Genomic DNA, 19,943 nt, shown 5'->3' with positions numbered 1-19,943 from the left:
ATGATCATGATCAAGAAGCTGATGGTTGCCGCGGCGATGATGCTCGCGTGTACCGCCGCGCAGGCGGCAGAAGGTGGATATCCGCTGGACCGGGCGCCGGACCGTTCGAACGACATGGCTGCCCTGCAAAATGGGGCCAAGCTCTTCGTCAACTATTGCCTGAACTGCCATGCGGCCAGTTCGATGCGCTACAACAAGCTGCAGGATATCGGGTTGACCCCCGAGCAGATCACCAAGAACCTGATGTTCACGGGCGAGAAAGTGGGCGACCTGATGACGGTCGCCATGCCGCCCAAGGACGCCAAAAAGTGGTTCGGCACCACCCCGCCGGACCTGTCCGTGATCGCCCGGGCCAAGTCCCAGACTGCAGGCCAGCCCGGAACCGATTATATTTACGCCTATCTGCGTTCTTTCTACCGCGATACCAGCCGGCCGACCGGCTGGAATAACCTGGTGTACCCTAATGTGAGCATGCCGCACGTGCTCTGGGAACGCCAAGGTCCGCGTGAGTTGACGACGGTGGCCATGCACGAAGTCGAAGGCAAGGGAGGCGAACCCGGCTGGGAACGTACAACCACCGTTTATGATGCGCAGGGTTATGCCACCGTAAAGAAAGAAGCGGTCGAGCATTTCCATGGCAGTGAAAGCTTCAACGCGACGTTCAAGGCCTCGAACCCGGCGCTTACCGCCCAGTTCGACAATGATGTCGCCGATCTCAGTGCATTCCTGACCTGGATGGCCGAACCTGTCGCTCAATTCCGCAAGGCGTTGGGCGTTTGGGTATTGCTATTCCTGGGTCTGTTCCTGGTCGTGGCCATGCGCCTTAATGCTTCCTATTGGAAGCACGTCCGGTAAACCAGCTTGCCCCGCCGGGGGCTGGCGGGGCTCCTGGAGCCTCCGTGGGCAGCATCGCCCTTGCTGCCCCCCTGGCAATTGGGGCCAGCGCCTGCTAGATTCGCAGCGCTGGCCTTTCGCTTTTCATACAAGGACTTATCGCCATGATGGTGCTTTATTCCGGAACCACGTGTCCGTTTTCGCAACGCTGCCGCTTTGTGCTGTTCGAAAAAGGCATGGATTTTGAAATCCGGGACATCGATCTGTACAACAAGCCCGAAGACATCTCGGTCATGAATCCCTATGGCCAGGTACCCATCCTGGTCGAACGCGACCTGGTGCTGTACGAATCGAACATCATCAATGAATACATCGATGAGCGCTTCCCCCACCCGCAGCTGATGCCGGCCGACCCGGTGATGCGCGCGCGCACCCGCCTGTTCCTGTTCAATTTCGAAAAGGAACTGTTCGTGCACGTGTCGGAGCTGGAAGACCGCAACAGCAAGCCGGACGAGAAGCGCCTGGACCGTGCCCGCCAGAACATCCGCGACCGCCTGGCCCAGTTGGCGCCCATGCTGTTGAAGAACAAGTACATGCTGGGTGACGAGTTCTCCATGCTGGACGTGGCCGTGGCTCCCTTGCTGTGGCGCCTGGATCACTACGGCATCGAACTGCCGAAGAACGCGGCTCCGCTGCAGAAGTACGCCGAACGCATTTTCTCGCGCCCGGCTTACATCGAAGCGCTGACCCCGTCTGAAAAAGTGATGCGTCGTTAAGGACCGGCATGGGTGAATCGTCGACCAAGCCGTATTTGATCCGCGCCCTTCACGAGTGGTGCACGGATAACGGCTATACCCCGTACATCGTGGTGCAGGTGAACGCCCGCACCATGGTGCCGCCGGCGCATGTGCGCGATGGCCAGATCACGCTGAATATCGGCAACCTGGCTACCAACCAGCTGCGGCTGGGCAACGACCTGATCGAATTCCAGGCCCGCTTCAGCGGGATCGTGGAAGACGTTTCGGTTCCCATCGGGGCTGTCAGCGCCATCTACGCGCGCGAGACGGGTGCCGGCATGGGCTTCGAGGTGCAGACCGACGAGCCCGGCGCGGAAGGCGAGAATCCCACGCCGGATACGCCGGAAGGCCAGGGCGAGTCGCAAGACGATGGACCGCCCAGCGACGATCCGCCGCCACGGCCGCGCCTGACGATCGTCAAGTAAGGCCCGCGGCCGGTAGTTGGCCGTACAATACGCCTCCCTTGCGGTCCGTCCCCTCTGGCGGCGGACCGCCCAAAGCCGGCTTAGCTCAGTTGGTAGAGCAGCGCACTTGTAATGCGAAGGTCGGGGGTTCGATTCCTCTAGCCGGCACCATCACCATCAAGCGACCACGCGCTCGCCCAGCGTGCGCACGGCAGCCGCCAGGCGCGGGCTGTCTTCGTGTTTCGCGGTATTCAGCGTGGACCATTCCGGCTTGCTGCGCGCTTCCTTCAGTTCGTCCGCCAGCTTGCCCTCGCGCCACTCCAAGTCGCCTTCGCTCTGCGCCTCGGCCAGGCGCAGCGGATCCCGGGCCGCGTGTCCGCGCCGTTCCAGCGCATTGATCAGGCTGCGCGCGCGCAAACCCAGCAGCCGCAGCACGGCATCGTCTATGCTCAGCTCGCGATAACCGCGTACCTTGCCAAGCAGACGCTGGCCGTAGCGCGTGGCGCTTTGCCACAAGCCGCCCGTTGCGGCGCCCACCAGCGCGGCCGCGCCCAGGCTGACTCCCGCCAGCATCAGGTCGACCGCGGCGCCGGCCATGGCGCCCGCGGCGACTCCCATGCCGACGCTGACACCGGCATCCTTCAAGGCCTGGGGGTGGAAAAGATCCATGCCCCAGCGCTCGCCGGTCAATGGCAAGGCCTCGGGCGCATAGTCTTCACGACGGAAGTTGTAGAGCGCCAGCAAGGCATCGATGCAGGCTTGCTCGCGTTGCCGCACGCGATCCTGCAGATCGCGCGCGGCGGCACGCAGCGCCTCTTCGTCGGGCGCGGCGCTCAGCCGCAAGGCGGCAATGTCCAGCAGCATGCCGGCCGCCAGGCGGCCAGCCGCTTGGCGCCGTTCCAGACGCTGCTGCATGAGATGGTCGGACAAGGCCTGCAGCGTGGGCGCATGCGCGTCCAGCAGCATGCCCAGCCGCATGTACAACTGGCGCTCACCGTCCAGCGGCGGCGCCACGGTGTCGAATTCGACCAGGGCATGCAGCCCCAGCCGTGCCATCGCTTCGCGCCACTGCTGTGCGCGATGGGCCGGCGCGCGCACGAAATTCAATACCGGCAGCAACGGCCTGCCGCAGGCCGCCAGCAGCGCGAGTTCATCCCGATGCTTGGCCAGCACGGGGTCGCGCGCATCGATCACGTAGAGCGCCGCGTCGCAGTCCAACATCTTGGCCAGCACGCGCGCTTCCTGTTCGAAGCGCCCGCGGGCCTCGGGCGCGCCCAGGAAACGGCGGATGCGGGCCGGGCCGTCCAGCCTTTCCGTGCCGGCCAGGCGTTCCACGTAATCGAGCAGCGCCACGCTGTCTTCCATACCCGGCGTGTCGTACCACGCCAGCACCGGCCGACCCTCCAGGCGCAATTGCGCGCCCTGCACGCGGCGGGTGGTACCCGGTGCGTCGGCCACTTCGCCGAAGCCGGCGTCGCGGGTCAGCGTACGCAACAGCGACGTCTTGCCCGTGTTGGTATGGCCGACCAAGGCGATCTGCAGCGGACGGTCAGCGGGCGCGCGTGTCCCGGCCGCGGGAGCGGATGGGGTCGATCCGGTATGTTCCATCGGTAGACTTGGTGACTGCGATGGCTCACCAGCCGTTGCAGCGCCAGGGATGGGACGAACGGAATCGTCGGATGCATCAGCCATGGTCGGCCTCCAGCCAGCGCAGCGCCGGTTCGGCTTCGTGCAGCAGATCTTCATCGGCTACTCCCGCCGCGCGCAGTTGCGCGCGCCAGGCCGCGGCACGCGCCGGCAACGCGTCGCTGTAGCTGTCGTTGCCGTTGTCGTTGTCGTTGCCGCTTTCGCTGTCGCTGTCGCTGTCGCTATCGTTGTGGGTGTCACCGCGGGCGGTCTCGCCCAGCAGCCACAAACGCGTCCGTTGCGCGACGGCGGACAATTCGGCGATCAAGGCCAGCGCGCCGCGGTCCGGCGTCTGCCGGGTATCGCAGACGATCAACAGGCGCGGCGCCGGCCGCGCCGCGAGGGTGTCGAGCAGGCGCCGGCGCTGTTCACGGGTATCCAGGTTGCCGCCATCGGCCACGGCCGCCGGTAGAGGCACCGGCGGCCAAGGCAGATCCGGCGCCAGCTCCAGCCCGACCAGGGTGGGCGCCACGCCCACGGCGGCGGCGCTTGCGCTGCCCATGCGCGGCCCCTGCTGCGGCATGGCCGGAGCATCGTCATCCAGGATGTCCGCAACGGGCGCCAGCCGCGCCGCCAGGCCGGCATAGCCGGGCAGGTCGAGATCCAGGCGCAGGCCGGCCAGGGCCCGTCTCAGCATGAATACGCTGAGCAACCATGCCAGCAGGCGCGGCAGGATGCCGTAGGTCACCAGCGCGCCGATCAGCCACATCGACCATTGCGCCTGCGCCAGCGCGGGTAACTGCTGCGTGCCGTCGCTGGCCGCCACCAGGGCGGCATCCGGTACGCTGAAGCCCAGCCGCGCCGGCAGCCAGCCCAGCAAGCCGGTCAGGCGCACGAAGGTCTGCGGCTCCAGCAAGGTCGTGGCCCAGATGAAGCGATAGCTGGCGGTGGACAACACCAATAGCAGCGTCGCCAAGGCCGCGGTCAAGGCCAGCAGCCACACCAGGTGGCTGACCGCGCCGAACAGCCAGCGCAGGCCGCCGCCACGCGCCAGCAGGCTTAGCAGGGCCTGCGCGGCAAGGCCCGTATCCGGGCCGCGCGCCAGGCGCCGGCTGGCCCACAGCCACAGCCGGGCCAGGCCCTGGCCCGCGTTCCGCGGCGTGACGGCGCTGGCGCCGAGCCAGAACAGAAAGGTCAGGGCATGCAGCCCCAGCAAGGCGCCCAGGGCATGCAGGACGTTGACCGCCCGGCTGCCATCGCCCAGCGCGCCCAGCGCGGCACCGATGCCGGCCATCAGTCCTATGCCAGCCAGCAGCGCCAGGCCGATGCCGGCGCCACGGCGCCAGGTAACCAGACAGGCATCCAGACCGGTCTGGCGGCCAAGCAGGCGCGCCCGCAGCAGGACACGTTGCGGCAGCGGGACAGGCGCAACGCGCGCCTGGCGCAAGGCTTGCGCGTCGTCCACCGGACCCCAGTGCTCTTCGCGCAGGCGCAGTGTTTCCGCCAGCCACAGGTCGTCCAGGGTGGCGGTTGGTGTCTGGGAATCAGGGGAAGCGGTTGTATTCAACGGCGGTCGGTCAGGTCACTGGCGCGCAATGGGGCATTCTAGCGTTTGTAACGTGGTCCTCGCCGGCACCAGCCGCCGCCTTCGCGTCAAAAGGGCGAGGTTCGAAGAAGGATGTTGACTTTTGAATGCAGATGGCGTAACCTCCATAAAGTTCGTCATACCCGGGCTTAGCGCTCGGGTCTTTTCGTAGCTGTCTGCACAGGCTTTCCTGCATGCACACAGCAGAGCGCCCCAGGCGATTTCCCCGTCCTCAATAAAAACACGGAAATCCGCTGGCGCTGAAAACGTCCCCGATGTTGTCCCACCGAATCAGTGTTCGGGATCATGCCGGGCTGCTCCTCGTGAGCACGGCTTCAGACACCGCAATTCAAGACGTCTCTTGATTCGAAACCGCTGCGTCGGTTCTTGTAGCGTTTTGTGCATTTTCGCGTGTCTTTTGCGGAGTGCAATCCCTCATCCTTACGGACGAGGCCATTACGCCATCTGCAGCAATGTTCCCGTCACGTAACTGGGACAACATATGACGAGTGCCACCCGTACCCGGATCTGTTTCCAGGTTGGCGTGGCAACCGTACCGTTCGATCTGCGACGGTGAGCTATCTCCGGCAGACCACGCTACGGCGCCAGACTTCGCGTCCGGCACACCATGACATGCCCGCACGATGCGGGCCATAACAACACATAGCTAGATTGGAGTACCCAACAATGGCCACCATGCAACCTCGTTTGACCCGCCGCGCCAGCCATACGCTGGACAACACCCCCATTCACGTGGGCGACATCGTTCATCTGCAACTGGAACACGGCCCCGGCATCGCCGCGCGCGTGATCTACAACGCGCCGTTCAACGGCGCCACGACCTACACCACGGACCTGGTGCCGTGCACCACGGAAAACGGCCGTGTCCAGAAGCAGCGCTTCCGTTTCCGCCACGAGCACGTTCATCGCATCGAATCCGTGCGCGGTTGAGGATCAGCGCCGGCCATGCCGGCGCGCGATCCCCTGATCCACGGTTCGAAGATTCGAAGGTTCGAACACCAACAGTTCGAACGCAGCAGTCATAAAACCCACGGCGCGCATCGGCGCGCCGTTCAGAAGTCGCTGCTGGCCATTGTCGGCGCTGCCCGACTAAACTTGCCGACCGCGACCGCTTTTTCCCCCTCGTCGTTTCCCTTAAGCTTTCATCACTGGCGGAATGCCGGGCGCCGTAGCGTGGCCCGATGTCCTTTCCCCGCCCATCCCCGTCCTTCGAAACGATATAGGCGCGCTTGCCTCGGTACGCGTGCATTGCCCATGCTGTTGCCCATCCTGCTACTTTCCGCCGCCGGTTTTACGATCCTCACCACTGAATTCGTCATCATCGGCCTGCTGCCCGGGCTGGCCCGCGACCTGGGCGTGGATGTCGCGCAGGCCGGCCTGCTGGTGACCTTGTTCGCCTTTACGGTTGCCGCGACCGGCCCCTTTTCCACCGCGCTGATGGCGGCGCTGCCGCGCAAGCGCGTGTTCGTCGGCGCCCTTGCCATCTTCGGCGTGGCCAATGCGGTGGCGGCGTGGGCACCCAATATCTACATCATGGGCATCGCGCGCTTCGTGCCCGCACTGGCGCTGCCTGTGTTCTGGTCCTTGTCCAGCGACACCGCCATCAGCCTGGTGGGGCCGGCCAAGGCTGGCCGGGCCGTATCGATGGTGGCGTTCGGCATCGTGGTGGCGACCGTGCTGGGCATTCCCATCGGCGTCCTCATAGCCGATGCCTTTGGCTGGCGCGCGGCTTTCGCGGTGCTGGCGGTATTGGCGTTTGCCAAGGCCGGCTTGCTGCAACGCTACATGCCGCAGGTACCGGGCAGCGCCCACGCCGGCTCGCTGACCACGCAATTCCGCAGCCTGCGCGACCCGTTGCTGATCGGCCATGTGCTGCTGTCCCTGCTGGTCTTCACCGGCATGTTTACCGCGTATACCTATCTGGCCGACATGCTGGAGCGCCTGGCCGGCTTCAACGGCCAGGTCGTGGGCTGGTCCATGATGGCCTTTGGCGCGGTCGGCCTGATCGGCAATACGCTGGGCGGCCGCATGGTGGACCGCAGCCCCATCGGCGCCACGGCGCTGTTCAGCGTCCTGATGGCGGTGGGTTTGCTGGTCATGGTGCCGGTGATCCACACGCCGATGTGGCTGGCGGTGGCCCTTGCTTTGTGGGGCGTTGCGCAGGCAGCCCTGTTCATCGTGTGCCACGCCCGCGTGATGAAGGCCGCGCCGCATGCGGCGGCCTTCGCGGCGTCCTTGAACATCTCGGGCGCGAATATCGGCATCGGCGTGGGGGCGGCCCTGGGGGGACGCGTCATCAACACCTATGGCCTGGGCGCGCTGGGCTGGGCCGCGACGGCCGTACTGGTGCTGGCCCTGATGGTGGCGATGTGGTTGATGCGCGCCACGCGCCGCGCCGCATCCACGCAGTCGACTGCGTGCAATCCAGCCGAAGAGGTCTGCGTGGCAGCGGGTGGATGATCGCGCAATGCGGCGTGTCAACGAAGCTCGATTGAACAAGCCCGCTTAAAAGAAGTTTGCTTGAGGACGCTTGCTTACCCGCGCTGCCAGCCCGCCAGCAGCGCCGGCAGTTCGCTCATGTCGCGCAATACGTGCGCCACGCCCACATCCAGCAAAGCCTTGGCATCGCTATGGCCCGGGCCACCGGGGCTGTAGCCGAATACCGTGGCGCCCGCGGCCACGCCGGCGCGCGCGCCGGTGATCGAGTCTTCCACCACGGCGCAACGTGTCGGATCCACATCCAGCACGCGCGCGGCGGCCAGGTACACATCGGGCCAGGGCTTGTTGCGCGCCTGCTCCTGGCCGCTCATCACATTTTCACCGAAGTAGTCCTGCAGACCGGTCTTGTTCAGTTGCAGGCGCAGCTTGTAGCTGTCCGCGCCCGAGGCCACGGCGATACGGCCCTGCACGGCGGCGTGGACCGCGTGCACGGCCGCCGGCGCGCCCGGAATGGGCAGCAGCTCTGTTTCCAGCGCGGCATTGCGGCGCGCGCGGAAACGTTCTATCCACGCTTCGTCGATCAGGTGGCCGGTCTCGGCCTGGATGCGCGGCGCTTCGTCCAGCACCGTCTTGCCCAGGAAAATCCCCAATGTCTGTTCCAGGGTCAGCTGCCAGCCCATCTCGCCCAGCATGGCGGTAAGGATGCGGTTGGTGATTCCTTCGGAATCCACCAGTACGCCGTCGCAATCGAACAGGACGGCATCGAAAGGAAATTGGGACATGGATATCGGCAGGGCGGCCGCCAGGCCGCCGCAGTGTAATGAAAGCGGGAAGGTTGGAAGCGTACCCGAAACCGCGCCCGCCATGCCGCGCCGCAAAAACAATCGGCCGGGATCGCTCCCGGCCGACTGGTACTCATGCGGATTGACGCGAATTACTTGCGTGCACCGCCGGGAGCGGCAGGGGCCGCCGGCGCGACCTGATCGGCCGGCTCGTCGCCTTCATCGGCATCACCGTCTTCAGGCTCGTCCTCGTCCATGCCCTCGGAAGGATGCATGCCCATCGCCATGCTGGCGACCATCATGGCGAACTCTTCCAGCGGCATCTTCTTGCCGTTCAAATTGACCACCTTGTCGGCATAGTTCAGCGTGCCGACCACGTTGTCGCCGTCCTTGCTCAGGTAACCGGTGGCGACCGCCATCTGGGCCAGTGCCTGAGTGGTGGCTTCGGCCTGCTTCTGCGCGGTAGCGGCATCCAGCCCGCCTTGCTGCTGCATCTGCTGCGCGAGGATGCTGTTGACCATCGGCGCCGAAATGACCAGCTTGGCGTCCAGCTTGCGCAGCAGCTTGGTGACCATCTGGTCGACGGGTTGGTCCGGCGAGCCCGGATCGCCCAGGTCCAACGTCAGGTCGAAGCGCGACTCGCCCTTGGCGTTGTGGATCAGGATCGGATCGACGAAGATCGTGGGATTGCCCGCCAGCAGCGCCTTGCCCGCCGCCATCGCCTTCTGGCGCTCCTCGGGCGGCAGGTCGAATGCCTGTTCCGGATCCTCACCGGGCTTTTGCTTCATGGCGCGAGTCAACAAATTGCCATACAGCTCGACCAGCGCCTTGACCGGCTCCGCCGCCAGATTGCGCGCGCCAAAGCCCAGGCGCATGCCGGCGATGTCCTGGCCGCCCAGGTTGAGCATGCCAACGTCGTACACGGCCTTCACAGCCAGGCCGGTGGGGCTTTCAGTCAGCTCGGCGTTCTGCGTATAGTTGTTCAGCACGATGGCCGGGTCGGCGGCGTGCACAATGCGCATCTGCTTGACCGCCACCTGGTTGGTGCCCACCTGCAGGCCAGCCTGCCCCTCGTGCATATCGCTGTTCAGCGACACGCCGGTGATCTGGACGGTACCCGGTGCGTTGGGATCCTTGATGTCCAGGGAGATCGAGTCCACGGTACCCGAGACCTTGGCCGCCTTGGTGGCGCGTGCCACCGCGACCTGCAGGTTCATGCCGGAGAACTTCAGGTTGCCGTCGGCATGCTGCATATCGACCGGCTGCAGCACCAGGTTGCCGTCCACGTCGCGGTTGTAGTGGATGGTGGCATTGCCGGAGAACGGCGCCGTGCCCTTGGTCAACTCGAACCAGCTCTTCACGGTGTCGTTGTTCACCAGCTCGAAAGCGCTGGTGGCCATCACCGGAGCCAGCGCGCCGGTCTTCAGGCGAGCCAGCGGGAAGGGGCCATGTTCCACATGGTCGTGCAGCAGGATGGCGACGTCCTTGACGGGCTTGCCTTCCTCGCCGGGCACACCCTGGATGGTCACGCTGTACTGGATGTCCGACGAAAAGACGTGCCGCTCGATGGAATCGACGACGATCTTGACCTTGGCGTTCGGCATGAACGCCTGAATTTTGGCATTGCCCTCGTCCACGCCCTGGCGCACCACGGCTTCGAGGCGCTGGCCGGTGTACCAGGACGCGCCCACCCAGGCCACGCCAGCAACCACAATCACGCCTACCACGACTCCTAGCGACTTTTTCATGAGGCTTCCACTTTCCTGGTTGATTTCAGGCCCGGATTATAGATGTTACAAATCTGGCGGCTACGTCGAAAACGTACTCATTGCCAGCAAACAGTTACAGAAGGCAACTGTGCGCAAATCCGCCCGCCTGCCTTAACGCCTATCCGGGTTCAGCTACAATGCGCGCCGTGTGCAATGCCAATCGGCACACATCCCATGCGCGGCGTTCGCCGCCATGAAGCGATGGCCCGCCGGGCCTTCCTTTTCTCCTGTTTCCGTCCGCCTTGATTGGAGTCTCTCAACTTGAGCGACAGGCTGCCGCTGGAGTTGTACTTGACTGCCAATACCACCTTCGCCGACCTCGGGCTGGCCGATTCCCTTTTGCGCGCCATTGCCGACACCGGCTATACCGCGCCGACGCCCATCCAGGCCCAGGCCATTCCGCTGGTGCTGCAGGGCGGCGATCTGCTGGCTGCGGCCCAGACCGGCACCGGCAAGACCGCAGGCTTCACCCTGCCCATCCTGCACCGCCTGATGCAGGCGCCGGCCGCGCTGCGCAAGCCTGGCCGCCCGCGCTGCCTGATCCTGACCCCGACGCGTGAACTGACCGCGCAGGTCGAAGAATCGGTGCAGACCTACGGCAAATATTCATCGCTGAAATCCATGGTGATGTTCGGCGGCGTCAACATCAATCCGCAGATCAGCGCGCTGCGCAAGCCGCTGGACATCCTGGTCGCCACCCCGGGCCGCCTGCTCGATCACGCCGGCCAGAAGACGGTGGACCTGTCCGGCGTGGAAATCCTCGTACTGGACGAAGCCGATCGCATGCTGGACATGGGCTTCATCCGCGACATCCGCCGGGTGCTGGCCCTGTTGCCCGCCAAGCGGCAGAACCTGCTGTTTTCGGCGACGTTCTCGGACGAAATCCGCACGCTGGCGCGCGGCGTCCTGAACAATCCGGGCGAAGTCTCGGTAACACCGCGCAACACCGCCACCGAGCTGGTCACCCAGACCATGCACCTGGTCGAGCAGCATCACAAGCGCGACCTGATCAGCCACATCATCCGCGAAAGCGGCTGGCACCAGGTGCTGGTCTTCACCCGCACCAAGCACGGCGCCAACCGCCTGGCTGAAAAGCTGGTCAAGGACGGCCTCAGCGCCGCCGCCATCCACGGCAACAAGAGCCAGGGAGCCCGCACCCGCGCGCTGGCCGGTTTCAAGGACAGCAGCGTGACCGTGCTGGTCGCCACCGACATCGCCGCGCGCGGCCTGGACATCGACCAACTGCCCCAAGTGGTCAACTTCGAGCTGCCCAATGTGCCCGAGGACTACGTGCACCGCATCGGCCGCACGGGCCGCGCCGGCGCCACGGGTGCCGCCATTTCGCTGGTCGATCCCAGCGAAGTGAAGCTGCTGCGCGCCATCGAGAAACTGATCCGCAAGCCCATCGACCGCGTCGAGGTCAAGGGCTGGACGCCGCCCGTCGGCGGTCCGACCCATGAGCGCGACGACGAAGACGACGAGCGCGAAGGCCGCGGCTTCCGTAACGGCTCCGGCCGTAACGGTGCAGGCCGCAGCGGCGGCCGTTCCGGCAACGGCGGCGGTGGCGGTGGCCGTGCCGGCCAAGGCAGCGGCCGTTCGGCCAATGGCGGCGCCGCCGCCCGCGCCGGCAGCGGTCACGGCGGTGCTGGCGGTGCCGGCAACGGCCGTCCGGCCGGCTCGGGATCTCGCAACGGCCCGGCGCCGCGTAGTGGCGCGCCTCGTGCCGGCGCGGAAGGTCGCGGCGGCAACGGTGGCAATGGCGGCGAAGCTCGCCGTCCGGCACCGGCCCGCCAGGCGGACAACCGCCCGGCCGCGCCGGCGGCCCGGCGTACGGACGGCGCCCGCCGCCCCGCGCTGCTGTCGAAGTAATCGGTCGCTGTCGATTCGGTCTTTTCAAGCTCTCGGGCAGACAAGCCGTTCGCCAGCAACCGTTCAAGCAAAACCGTCCAACCAATCCGTTCCATCAAGCCGTGACGCTCTCCACCTGGCTGACTTTCTTCCTTGCATCCTGGGCGATTTCGTTTTCGCCCGGGGCCGGTGCCATTTCCGCCATGTCCTCCGGACTGAAGTACGGTTTCGCGCGCGGCTACTGGAATACGGCCGGGTTGATCATGGGCATCCTGTTCCAGTTCGTGGTGGTCGGGGTAGGACTGGGGGCCTTGCTCGCCACGTCGGAACTGGCCTTCGCCTGCGTCAAGTACCTGGGCGTGGCCTACCTGATCTACCTGGGCTGGCGCCAGTTCCGCACCGACGCCGCGCCGGTCGCCGTGGACACCGGCAATCCGGCGCACGTGTCCGTGCGGACGCTGGTGCTGCGGGGTTTCCTGATCAACGCCAGCAACCGCAAGGGCACGGTGTTCCTGCTGGCCGTGGTGCCGCAGTTCATCGAGCCGGCGCATGCCCTGACGCCGCAATACTTCGCCATCGGGGGCACCCTGGCCTTCACCGACCTGGTGGCGATGGCCGTGTACACCCTGCTGGCCGCGCGCGTGCTGCGGCTGCTGCGCAGCCCGCGCCACATCCGCTGGATGAACCGCGTGTTCGGCTCGCTCTTCATCGCCGCCGGCCTGTTCCTGGCGACCTTCCGTCGCGCCTCATGAGCCGGCCGCCTCGCATCGCTTCCGTAGAGAATGCCTAGATGAATATCCAACAAGAAGTCGCGCGCCGCCGCACTTTCGCCATCATTTCCCACCCTGACGCGGGCAAGACCACGCTGACCGAAAAGCTGCTGCTGTTCGCAGGCGCGATCCAGATCGCCGGCAGCGTCAAGGCACGCAAGGCCAGCCGCCACGCATCCTCGGACTGGATGGAAATCGAAAAGCAGCGCGGCATCTCGGTGGCTTCGTCGGTGATGCAGATGGAATATCGCGACTGCGTCATCAACCTGCTCGACACCCCGGGCCACCAGGACTTCTCGGAAGACACGTATCGCGTGCTGACGGCGGTGGATGCCGCGCTGATGGTGATCGACGCCGCCAACGGCGTGGAGCCGCAGACCAAGCGTCTGCTGCAGGTCTGCCGGGCGCGCAACACCCCCATCATCACCTTCATCAACAAGATGGACCGCGAAGTGCGCGAGCCGTTGGACTTGTTGTCTGAAATCGAATCGCACCTGGGCATGGACACCGTGCCGTTTTCCTGGCCGGTGGGCATGGGCAAGGCCTTCGGCGGCGTGTTCGACATCCGCCAGGACCGCATGCGCCTGTTCCGTGCAGGCCAGGAACGCCGCGGCGGCGATGATGAATTCATCCAGGGCCTGGATAATCCGGAAATTGGCCAGCGCTTCGGCAGCGCCTTCGACCAGGCCAGCGGCGAAATCGCCCTGATCAACGAAGCGTCGCCGCCCTTCGACGAGGCCGAATTCCTGGCTGGCCGCCAGACGCCGGTGTTCTTCGGCTCGGCCATCAATAATTTCGGCGTGCAGGAAGTGCTGGACGCGCTGGTCGACATGGCGCCGCGCCCCGGCTCCCGCCAGTCGCTGCAGCGCGAGGTGCTACCCGAGGAGCCCCGCTTCAGCGGCGTGGTGTTCAAGGTGCAGGCCAATATGGACCCGGCGCATCGCGACCGCGTCGCTTTCGTGCGGGTCTGCTCCGGCCGTTTCGAACGCGGCATGCGCTTGAAGGTCAGCCGTACCAACAAGGAAATGCGGCCCAATAACGTCGTGTCCTTCCTGTCCCAGCGGCGCGAGCTGCTGGACGAAGCCTACGCCGGCGACGTCATCGGTATTCCCAACCACGGCGTCCTGCAACTGGGCGACGTGCTGACCGAAGGCGAACAACTGCAGTTCACCGGGCTGCCGTTCTTCGCGCCGGAATTGTTCCAGGCCGTGGAAGTGAAGGACCCGCTGCGCACCAAGCAGTTGCGCACCGGCCTGATCCAACTGGGCGAGGAAGGCGCGATCCAGGTGTTCCGCCCGGTCGCCGCCGGTGGCGCCATGCTGCTGGGCGCGGTCGGCCAACTGCAGTTCGAAGTGGTGGCCCACCGCCTGAAAGCCGAGTACAACGCCGACGCCCGGCTGATGCCGTCGCGTTACACCATGGCCCGCTGGATTACGTCCGACGATCCCAAGGCGCTCCGCAAGTTCATGGATGCCAATGCCGCGCACATCGCCTATGATGTTGTCGACGCCGCGGCCTTCCTGGTGAGCTCGTCCGCGCAGTTACGAGTGGCGGAAGAGTTATATCCAGATGTGAAATTCCATGCCATGCGTGAGCACGGTGGCCGTGTCTTCGGCGACAAACTCCAGGCCTGATACGATTACTGTCCCCCAGAGACCCGAGAGGTTAGGAATGTCTTGGCGAGTATTGTTCGCAACACTGCTGGTAGCGCTAGGCGCCGCGGCGTGGGGCGGAATCCAGTTCGGCGATTGGCTGGTGGCCCATGCGCCGCCCGCGGCACCGGCACCCGGCCAGAACGGCGGGGCGGACGAAGCCATCCTGGACGCAAACGGCCGCCCTTATCTGGCGCAGCCGCCGCAGCCGCGCGTGGACGGTACGCTGGGCGTGCCGGACAAACCGGCCGATGCCGACTGGCAAGTCAATATGGTGTCCCTGTTCGACACCGTGCATGATCCGCTGGTGCAGATCTCGCGCGACACCATCACCATGGACCAGGCGCGCCAGATCGCGTCCGAGACCAACACGCCGCTGCCTACCGGCAACGACATCAGCACGCTGGACCTGGCCACGCAGCAGGCTCAGACCCAGCAGGCCGCGCAGCAGTATGCGCAGATCCAGGCGTCGCGCAACGTCACGCAGTCGACCATGGTGCAAGCCATCGACATGCCCACGCCGCGCCAGCAACAGGCCATGGCCAACAGCACGCCGGCCGGCAAGGGTTGGCAGGACGCACTCAAGCACGACCTGGCGCAGTGTGCGTCCATGGGCTTTTTCGATCGCCCGACCTGCTCCTGGAATGCCCGCAACAAGTACTGCGGTCCGAACCAGGCCTGGGGCACCATCGCGGAATGCCCGAACAAAGTTCAATAACCTTGCCGCGGCGGTAACCCGCCGCGGCAACGGCCTCATCCGTCCGGACGGCGTCTGTCCTCCGCAGCTGCGCAGGTGATCATGAAAAACGCCACCTTTACAGGTGGCGTGCGTGCATCAAGCTGCCGTGAGGATCAGCTGTCCACTTCCATCTGGCTTTGCAGATAGTTCTGCAGGCCCACCTGGTCGATCAGGCCGATCTGCGTTTCCAGGTAGTCGATGTGTTCTTCGGTATCGTCCAGGATGTCCTGGAACAGATCGCGCGAGACGTAGTCGCGCACCGACTCACAGTACGCAATCGCGTCCTTGACCGTGCCCTGGGCCGCGGTTTCCAGCTTCAGGTCACAGGCCAGCAATTCCGGCACGTCTTCGCCGATCAGCAGCTTGTGGAGATCTTGCAGGTTGGGCAAGCCGTCCAGCATGAAGATGCGTTCGATCAGACGGTCGGCGTGCTTCATTTCGCCAATCGACTCTTCGTATTCGTGCTTGCCCAGCTTGTTCAGGCCCCAATGGCGCAGCATGCGGGCATGCAGGAAGTATTGGTTGATCGCCGTCAACTCATTGGTCAACTGTTTGTTGAGAAACTGGATGACGGTTTTGTCGCCTTTCATGATGGAGCTCCTTGCTTCGATTGCCCGCAGACTACCACCGGTACAGGCGCGCGAACACCCCTTTTTCAGCACGTAGTAAATCGCTTTGCGACCGCTATACGAAAGCGTAAGCAGGAAGAAAATGAGAATGAATCTGGGTCAGACGGGCTCCAAAGCGCGCCTCGATTCAGCGTGAAACCCCTGTATCCATGGGGTTTCTGGTCGCCAGCCAGATGCCGGCCGCAATCGGCAAAATGCCCAATAAGTCCATCGTGGCGACGTGTTCACCCAAGGCCAACCAGCCAAATAACAGTCCGAGCGGCGGCATAAGAAAATGCAACGCACTGGCCGCTGTTGCGCTGGAACCGCGCAAGATGTGGAACCAGAGGCCATAGCCGCCGACCGAAACGGCGAAGACCATGTACATCAGGCTCCAGAACAGGTTCGGCGACCAGTTGATCGCCTGCCCCGTCTCATGCAGCAGGGCGAAAGGCAACAGGGCCAGCGCACCCGCCAGGGCCTGGCCCCCCGTGGCCTGCCACAGCCCGCTGGCCGGCGGGCAGCGCTTGTACAGCAATGTCGCCACCACCAGGGCGACCAGGGCGGCGGCGACCAGCCATACGCCATGGGGATCCTCGTGCATGCCATTCAGGCGCGAACGCAGCACCAGGGCCACGCCGGCCAGGCCCAGCAACAGGCCCATGCATTTGCGGCCCGTCAGCCGCTCACCCAGCACTGGCCCGGCAAGCACGCCGATCAGCAAGGGGTTGGTGCTGATCAACACCGCTGTGAATGCCGACGAGACGCTGACCATGCCGCTCCAGCTCAGGCCCAGATACAGGGCGTTGTTCAAAACCCCCAGGACGGCCAGGAGGCCCACCTCGCGCCACGTGGGGCGACGCAGTTGCCCGCTCCACGCAGCCAATGCCAGCAGCGCGATCGCGGCCAGGAAGAAGCGGATCGTCAACAACGTCAATGGCGGACAGTCGCGCAGGCCGAATTTGGCGCCGGCGAAGGCGGAACTCCAGAGCAGGCAAAACAGGGCCACCGGGCCCCAGGCCATGCCGCGCCCGGCCTTGGTGGTCATGGAAATCTCCAGCAAGTCATCAGTGACGGATCAGGCGCTTATTGTGCGAGCAGACGCTTTCATTGACAAACCTATTCTTTCCATCGAAAGTATTTGAAAAACCGATGGAAGCCGGCCATGCCCGATCTCGACCTGTTACGCAGTTTCATTTCCGTCGTGGACGCTGGCGGCTTCACTCGCGCGGGCGAGCGCGTGCACCGCACGCAATCCACGGTCAGCCAGCAGATCCGCAAGTTGGAGGATCGGCTCGGATGCATGCTGTTTTTCCGCGAAGGCAGAAAAATCAACCTCACTAACGAGGGTGAGCGCCTACTTAGCTATGCGCGCCGCATGCTGGCCCTGGCGGTAGAGATGCAGGATGCGGTGGGCGGCGTGGCCCCTGCCCAGGTCTTGCGCCTGGGCCTGCCGGACGATTTCGCGGTGGAGTCCCTGACCCGGGCGCTGGCCGCTTTCGCCCGTACCCGGCCGGATGTGCGGCTGACGGTGCGCTGCGACCTCAGTGCCAATCTGGATCAATCCTTGCGCCAGGGCGACCTGGACGTCGTCCTGCTCAAACGGGAGCCGGACAGCGGGCCTTGCGTGGCCGCGTGGCGGGAGCGATTGCTGTGGGTCACGGGGACCGCCGCGTCCACCCCATGCCTGGATCCCTTGGCGCTGGTCAGCAGGCCGCAAGGCTGCCTGTATCGCAATCGCGCCATCCACGCGCTGGAGCGGGACGGCCGCCGCTGGCGCATCGCTTATGAGAGCCCCAATCTGATGGGCATCCGCGCGGCGCTGGCGGGTGGATTGGGGGTTGCGCTGGTCGACGCGCTGACGCTCAGCCCAGACATGCAGGTATTGGAGGCGGGCCTGCCGGAGATCCCCGAATGCGAAATGGCGCTGATCCTGGGGCCGTCCGCCAGCGATGCGGCGCGCGAATTGGCGGAACTGATGCAGGAACTGTGCGATGCGGATCGGGGTGCCAGGACGCCTGCCACGCGCCAGATACGAAATCGGGTTGCTTTGGATTTAACGACTTCTTTGAGGTGATAGTTGATCGTTGGGATCTCAACATCAAAGATCTCCGCCATCCCCTTCTGACTTGCCCAGACAGTTTCGTCTTCCGCGATGACCTGACAGTCACACGCGCGAGCGAGCTGCGTTTTACGCCGCGACGACGATGGGAATGGGGAAGGAGTTGGCGGCTTGCGCGCCTTGGTCGGGCAGCGACAGGGCCGATTCGGCAAGGCGTCCGCGGGTGGGTACCGCCATCGACTGCACGTGACATACGCTGGAGCAGCGTCCGCCCGGCAGGTACTCCGCCGCGGTGGCCGCGCACGAGCCGCAGCACGAGGCCACGCCAAGCTCGAATTCCAGATCATCCAGAGACGTTGCGCCCGCATCCACACAGGAACGGACCTGACGTTCGGTGACAGCATTACATACGCAAATGTACATGCGAATTATTATTGATGCTTATTCTCATTCATGCAAGAGGGAATAAACGGGGACGGGCGCAGGAAAAATGGGGGCGGTTTCAGGACTGCGGCGGCGCGTGCTTTCAACGCAACAGGCGCCGCTTAACCCAGTGCCGCCTGGCCCTTGCGCACGGACGCAGGCGCAATGCGCAAGGCTTCCCGGTATTTGGCCACGGTACGGCGGGCGATGACGATCCCCTCTTCGGCCAGTTTCAGCATGAGCTGATTGTCCGACAGCGGCTTGGCGCGGTTTTCCTCCGACACCATGCGGCGGATATGCTCCTGCACTGCCGTCGCCGACGCCGAGTCGCCCGTCTCGGTAGCCACCCCCGCGCCGAAGAAATGCTTCAGCTCCAGGGTGCCGAAGGGCGTAAGCATGAATTTCTGCGTGGTCGCGCGCGAAATCGTCGATTCATGCAGCCCCAGTTCACCGGCGATGTCCTTCAGGATCAAGGGGCGCATCGCCGACGGCCCCTGGCTGAAGAACGCCGCCTGGTGGTTCACGATGGCCTGCGACACCCGCAGGATGGTGTCGAAACGCTGCTCGACGTTGCGTATCATCCAGCGCGCCTGCTGCAACTGGGCATGCAGGCCGGCATGGTTGGATTCACGCTGGTTGCCCAGCATCTGGGCGTACAGCCCGTTGACGCGCAGACGCGGCATGGCCGCGCTGTTCAGCACCACCTGCCAGCCCTTGCGCGCCTTGCGCACGATGACATCGGGCACGGCGTAGTCGGCCGCGCCCACGGTCCATTTGCGGCCCGGCCGCGGGTCGAGCTTGAGTATCAGCGCACGTGTGGCGCGCAGCTTGGCGTCGTCGCAATGCAGGGCCTCGCGCAGGCGAGCCGGGTTGCCGGCCGCCAGCAGGGGCAGGTGATGGGCGCAGACCTCGCGGGCACAGGCCAGCACGGCAGGGTCGGCGGCCTCTGGCAAACGCAGGATGTCCGCGTGACGCAGTTGCAAGGCCAGGCATTCCGCCATGTCGCGGGCGCCGATGCCGGGCGGGTCGAAAGACTGCAGCAGCCGCTGGGCGGCGCGCAATTCATCGACGTCGGCCTCGGCCTCCTCCGGCAGCCACTGCAGGATTTCCTCCAGCGAGGACGCCAGGTAGCCGTTTTCGTCCAGTTCATCGATCAACAAGGTCGTCAGCACGACATCGCGCGCGCTGGCCCGCGTCAAGGCCAGCTGCGCCAACAAGTGCTCGCGCAGCGTATCGGGCCTGGCCGCCTCCGGCAGGTCGTTGTCCTCGTCGTTGTAGACGCCCTTGGAGCCGGGCATCTCGTCCAGGGGGGTCTCGCGGTCGGGCGCGGGCTCGTCATCCTGGGCCGAGGCTTCGCGGTTGGGGTCGGTTTCGTCCGCCCGCACTTCCTCGTCGCGCTCCAGCAAAGGGTTCTCGGCCAGGGCCTGGGAAATCTCCGTTTCCAGGTCGAGCGTCGACAATTGCAGCATCCGGATGGACTGCTGCAATTGTGGAGTCAGCGTCAAATGCTGACCGGGACGAAGTTCGAGGCTGTGCCGCGTCATAAATATGTTTCTAGGAGATGCCGAGCAATAAATAGGTGCG

Annotated in this window: 18 protein-coding genes and 1 tRNA gene; 11 read left to right on the top strand and 8 right to left on the bottom strand. The window is 65.0% G+C overall.

From position 1 onward, the window contains the following. The 4 genes from CEY05_RS17485 to CEY05_RS17470 all read left to right on the top strand — a co-directional run bounded on the left by CEY05_RS17485 (window position 1) and on the right by CEY05_RS17470 (window position 2,206). A complete protein-coding gene (locus CEY05_RS17485) occupies window positions 1–855 on the top strand; it encodes a cytochrome c1 (protein ID WP_198952818.1) in 855 nt (284 codons plus the stop codon). A 143-nt stretch (window positions 856–998) separates the two neighbouring features. After that, complete coding sequence (locus tag CEY05_RS17480; RefSeq protein ID WP_088596781.1) at window positions 999–1,610, top strand: glutathione S-transferase N-terminal domain-containing protein; 612 nt, start codon at window positions 999–1,001, stop codon at window positions 1,608–1,610. A gap of 8 nt (window positions 1,611–1,618) precedes the next feature. Then, complete coding sequence (locus tag CEY05_RS17475) at window positions 1,619–2,056, top strand: ClpXP protease specificity-enhancing factor (RefSeq protein WP_088596780.1); 438 nt, start codon at window positions 1,619–1,621, stop codon at window positions 2,054–2,056. 74 nt (window positions 2,057–2,130) lie between these two features. Beyond that, a tRNA-Thr gene (locus CEY05_RS17470) sits at window positions 2,131–2,206 on the top strand. A gap of 6 nt (window positions 2,207–2,212) precedes the next feature. Here CEY05_RS17470 and CEY05_RS17465 read toward each other — a convergent pair. Both CEY05_RS17465 and CEY05_RS17460 read right to left on the bottom strand, forming a co-directional pair. Then, window positions 2,213–3,643 carry a GTPase/DUF3482 domain-containing protein gene (locus CEY05_RS17465; protein WP_088596779.1) on the bottom strand — a complete coding sequence of 477 codons (1,431 nt, stop codon included), beginning with the start codon at window positions 3,641–3,643 and terminating at the stop codon, window positions 2,213–2,215. Between the two features lie 76 nt (window positions 3,644–3,719). After that, complete coding sequence (locus tag CEY05_RS17460) at window positions 3,720–5,228, bottom strand: DUF2868 domain-containing protein (RefSeq protein WP_233161576.1); 1,509 nt, start codon at window positions 5,226–5,228, stop codon at window positions 3,720–3,722. A 705-nt stretch (window positions 5,229–5,933) separates the two neighbouring features. On the opposite strand from CEY05_RS17460, the gene CEY05_RS17455 reads away from it, so the two are divergent. Further along, window positions 5,934–6,197, top strand: a complete 264-nt coding sequence (locus tag CEY05_RS17455) for a hypothetical protein (protein ID WP_088596778.1) — start codon at window positions 5,934–5,936, stop codon at window positions 6,195–6,197. A gap of 324 nt (window positions 6,198–6,521) precedes the next feature. Next, entirely contained in the window at window positions 6,522–7,727 is a 1,206-nt protein-coding gene (locus CEY05_RS17450) for an MFS transporter (protein WP_088596777.1), read from the top strand. A gap of 74 nt (window positions 7,728–7,801) precedes the next feature. Here CEY05_RS17450 and CEY05_RS17445 read toward each other — a convergent pair whose 3' ends face one another. After that, a complete protein-coding gene (locus tag CEY05_RS17445) occupies window positions 7,802–8,488 on the bottom strand; it encodes an HAD family phosphatase (RefSeq protein WP_088597630.1) in 687 nt (228 codons plus the stop codon). A gap of 152 nt (window positions 8,489–8,640) precedes the next feature. Beyond that, window positions 8,641–10,236 carry a YdgA family protein gene (locus tag CEY05_RS17440; protein WP_088596776.1) on the bottom strand — a complete coding sequence of 532 codons (1,596 nt, stop codon included), beginning with the start codon at window positions 10,234–10,236 and terminating at the stop codon, window positions 8,641–8,643. A 312-nt stretch (window positions 10,237–10,548) separates the two neighbouring features. Here CEY05_RS17440 and CEY05_RS17435 point away from each other — a divergent pair, with 312 nt between their 5' ends. The 4 genes from CEY05_RS17435 (at window position 10,549) to CEY05_RS17420 (ending at window position 15,245) form a co-directional block, all read left to right on the top strand. Further along, entirely contained in the window at window positions 10,549–12,126 is a 1,578-nt protein-coding gene (locus tag CEY05_RS17435; RefSeq protein WP_198952817.1) for a DEAD/DEAH box helicase, read from the top strand. 101 nt (window positions 12,127–12,227) lie between these two features. Further along, window positions 12,228–12,857, top strand: coding sequence for a LysE family transporter (locus CEY05_RS17430; protein WP_088596775.1), 630 nt, complete (start codon window positions 12,228–12,230; stop codon window positions 12,855–12,857). Window positions 12,858–12,895: 38 nt separating this feature from the next. Then, entirely contained in the window at window positions 12,896–14,509 is a 1,614-nt protein-coding gene (locus CEY05_RS17425; protein WP_088596774.1) for a peptide chain release factor 3, read from the top strand. Window positions 14,510–14,546: 37 nt separating this feature from the next. Beyond that, the gene (locus tag CEY05_RS17420) at window positions 14,547–15,245 is read left to right on the top strand and encodes a hypothetical protein (RefSeq protein ID WP_088596773.1); all 699 of its coding nucleotides are present in this window, start codon (window positions 14,547–14,549) and stop codon (window positions 15,243–15,245) included. Window positions 15,246–15,379: 134 nt separating this feature from the next. Here the strand turns inward: CEY05_RS17420 and bfr are convergent, their stop codons facing one another. Beyond that, window positions 15,380–15,856, bottom strand: coding sequence for a bacterioferritin (gene bfr, locus CEY05_RS17415; RefSeq protein ID WP_088596772.1), 477 nt, complete (start codon window positions 15,854–15,856; stop codon window positions 15,380–15,382). A gap of 166 nt (window positions 15,857–16,022) precedes the next feature. Beyond that, window positions 16,023–16,922, bottom strand: a complete 900-nt coding sequence (locus tag CEY05_RS17410; protein ID WP_088596771.1) for a DMT family transporter — start codon at window positions 16,920–16,922, stop codon at window positions 16,023–16,025. Window positions 16,923–17,039: 117 nt separating this feature from the next. Between CEY05_RS17410 and CEY05_RS17405 the strand changes: the two genes are divergently transcribed. Next, window positions 17,040–17,951 carry a LysR substrate-binding domain-containing protein gene (locus CEY05_RS17405; RefSeq protein ID WP_088596770.1) on the top strand — a complete coding sequence of 304 codons (912 nt, stop codon included), beginning with the start codon at window positions 17,040–17,042 and terminating at the stop codon, window positions 17,949–17,951. 114 nt (window positions 17,952–18,065) lie between these two features. Here the strand turns inward: CEY05_RS17405 and CEY05_RS17400 are convergent, their stop codons facing one another. Next, window positions 18,066–18,359 (bottom strand): bacterioferritin-associated ferredoxin, encoded by a 294-nt coding sequence (locus CEY05_RS17400; RefSeq protein ID WP_088596769.1) that lies wholly within the window; start codon window positions 18,357–18,359, stop codon window positions 18,066–18,068. Between the two features lie 122 nt (window positions 18,360–18,481). Further along, a complete protein-coding gene (gene rpoN, locus CEY05_RS17395) occupies window positions 18,482–19,903 on the bottom strand; it encodes an RNA polymerase factor sigma-54 (protein WP_088596768.1) in 1,422 nt (473 codons plus the stop codon). Window positions 19,904–19,943: the final 40 nt, after the last annotated feature.

Source organism: Achromobacter sp. HZ34 (genome assembly GCF_002209485.1).
Taxonomy (GTDB): domain Bacteria; phylum Pseudomonadota; class Gammaproteobacteria; order Burkholderiales; family Burkholderiaceae_B; genus Bordetella_C.
The sequence above is the reverse complement of the archived record's forward strand: the minus strand, read 5'-3'. Positions and strand labels throughout refer to the sequence as shown.

Excerpts from the sequence above, each read along its gene's own strand:
- CEY05_RS17485 (WP_198952818.1), top strand. The coding sequence starts at position 1 with ATGATCATGATCAAGAAGCTGATGGTTGCCGCGGCGATGATGCTCGCG.
- CEY05_RS17480 (WP_088596781.1), top strand. The coding sequence starts at position 999 with ATGATGGTGCTTTATTCCGGAACCACGTGTCCGTTTTCGCAACGCTGC.
- CEY05_RS17475 (WP_088596780.1), top strand. The coding sequence starts at position 1,619 with ATGGGTGAATCGTCGACCAAGCCGTATTTGATCCGCGCCCTTCACGAG.
- CEY05_RS17465 (WP_088596779.1), bottom strand. The coding sequence starts at position 3,643 with ATGGAACATACCGGATCGACCCCATCCGCTCCCGCGGCCGGGACACGC.
- CEY05_RS17455 (WP_088596778.1), top strand. The coding sequence starts at position 5,934 with ATGGCCACCATGCAACCTCGTTTGACCCGCCGCGCCAGCCATACGCTG.
- CEY05_RS17450 (WP_088596777.1), top strand. The coding sequence starts at position 6,522 with ATGCTGTTGCCCATCCTGCTACTTTCCGCCGCCGGTTTTACGATCCTC.
- CEY05_RS17445 (WP_088597630.1), bottom strand. The coding sequence starts at position 8,488 with ATGTCCCAATTTCCTTTCGATGCCGTCCTGTTCGATTGCGACGGCGTA.
- CEY05_RS17440 (WP_088596776.1), bottom strand. The coding sequence starts at position 10,236 with ATGAAAAAGTCGCTAGGAGTCGTGGTAGGCGTGATTGTGGTTGCTGGC.
- CEY05_RS17425 (WP_088596774.1), top strand. The coding sequence starts at position 12,896 with ATGAATATCCAACAAGAAGTCGCGCGCCGCCGCACTTTCGCCATCATT.
- CEY05_RS17420 (WP_088596773.1), top strand. The coding sequence starts at position 14,547 with ATGTCTTGGCGAGTATTGTTCGCAACACTGCTGGTAGCGCTAGGCGCC.
- bfr (WP_088596772.1), bottom strand. The coding sequence starts at position 15,856 with ATGAAAGGCGACAAAACCGTCATCCAGTTTCTCAACAAACAGTTGACC.
- CEY05_RS17410 (WP_088596771.1), bottom strand. The coding sequence starts at position 16,922 with ATGACCACCAAGGCCGGGCGCGGCATGGCCTGGGGCCCGGTGGCCCTG.
- CEY05_RS17405 (WP_088596770.1), top strand. The coding sequence starts at position 17,040 with ATGCCCGATCTCGACCTGTTACGCAGTTTCATTTCCGTCGTGGACGCT.
- CEY05_RS17400 (WP_088596769.1), bottom strand. The coding sequence starts at position 18,359 with ATGTACATTTGCGTATGTAATGCTGTCACCGAACGTCAGGTCCGTTCC.
- rpoN (WP_088596768.1), bottom strand. The coding sequence starts at position 19,903 with ATGACGCGGCACAGCCTCGAACTTCGTCCCGGTCAGCATTTGACGCTG.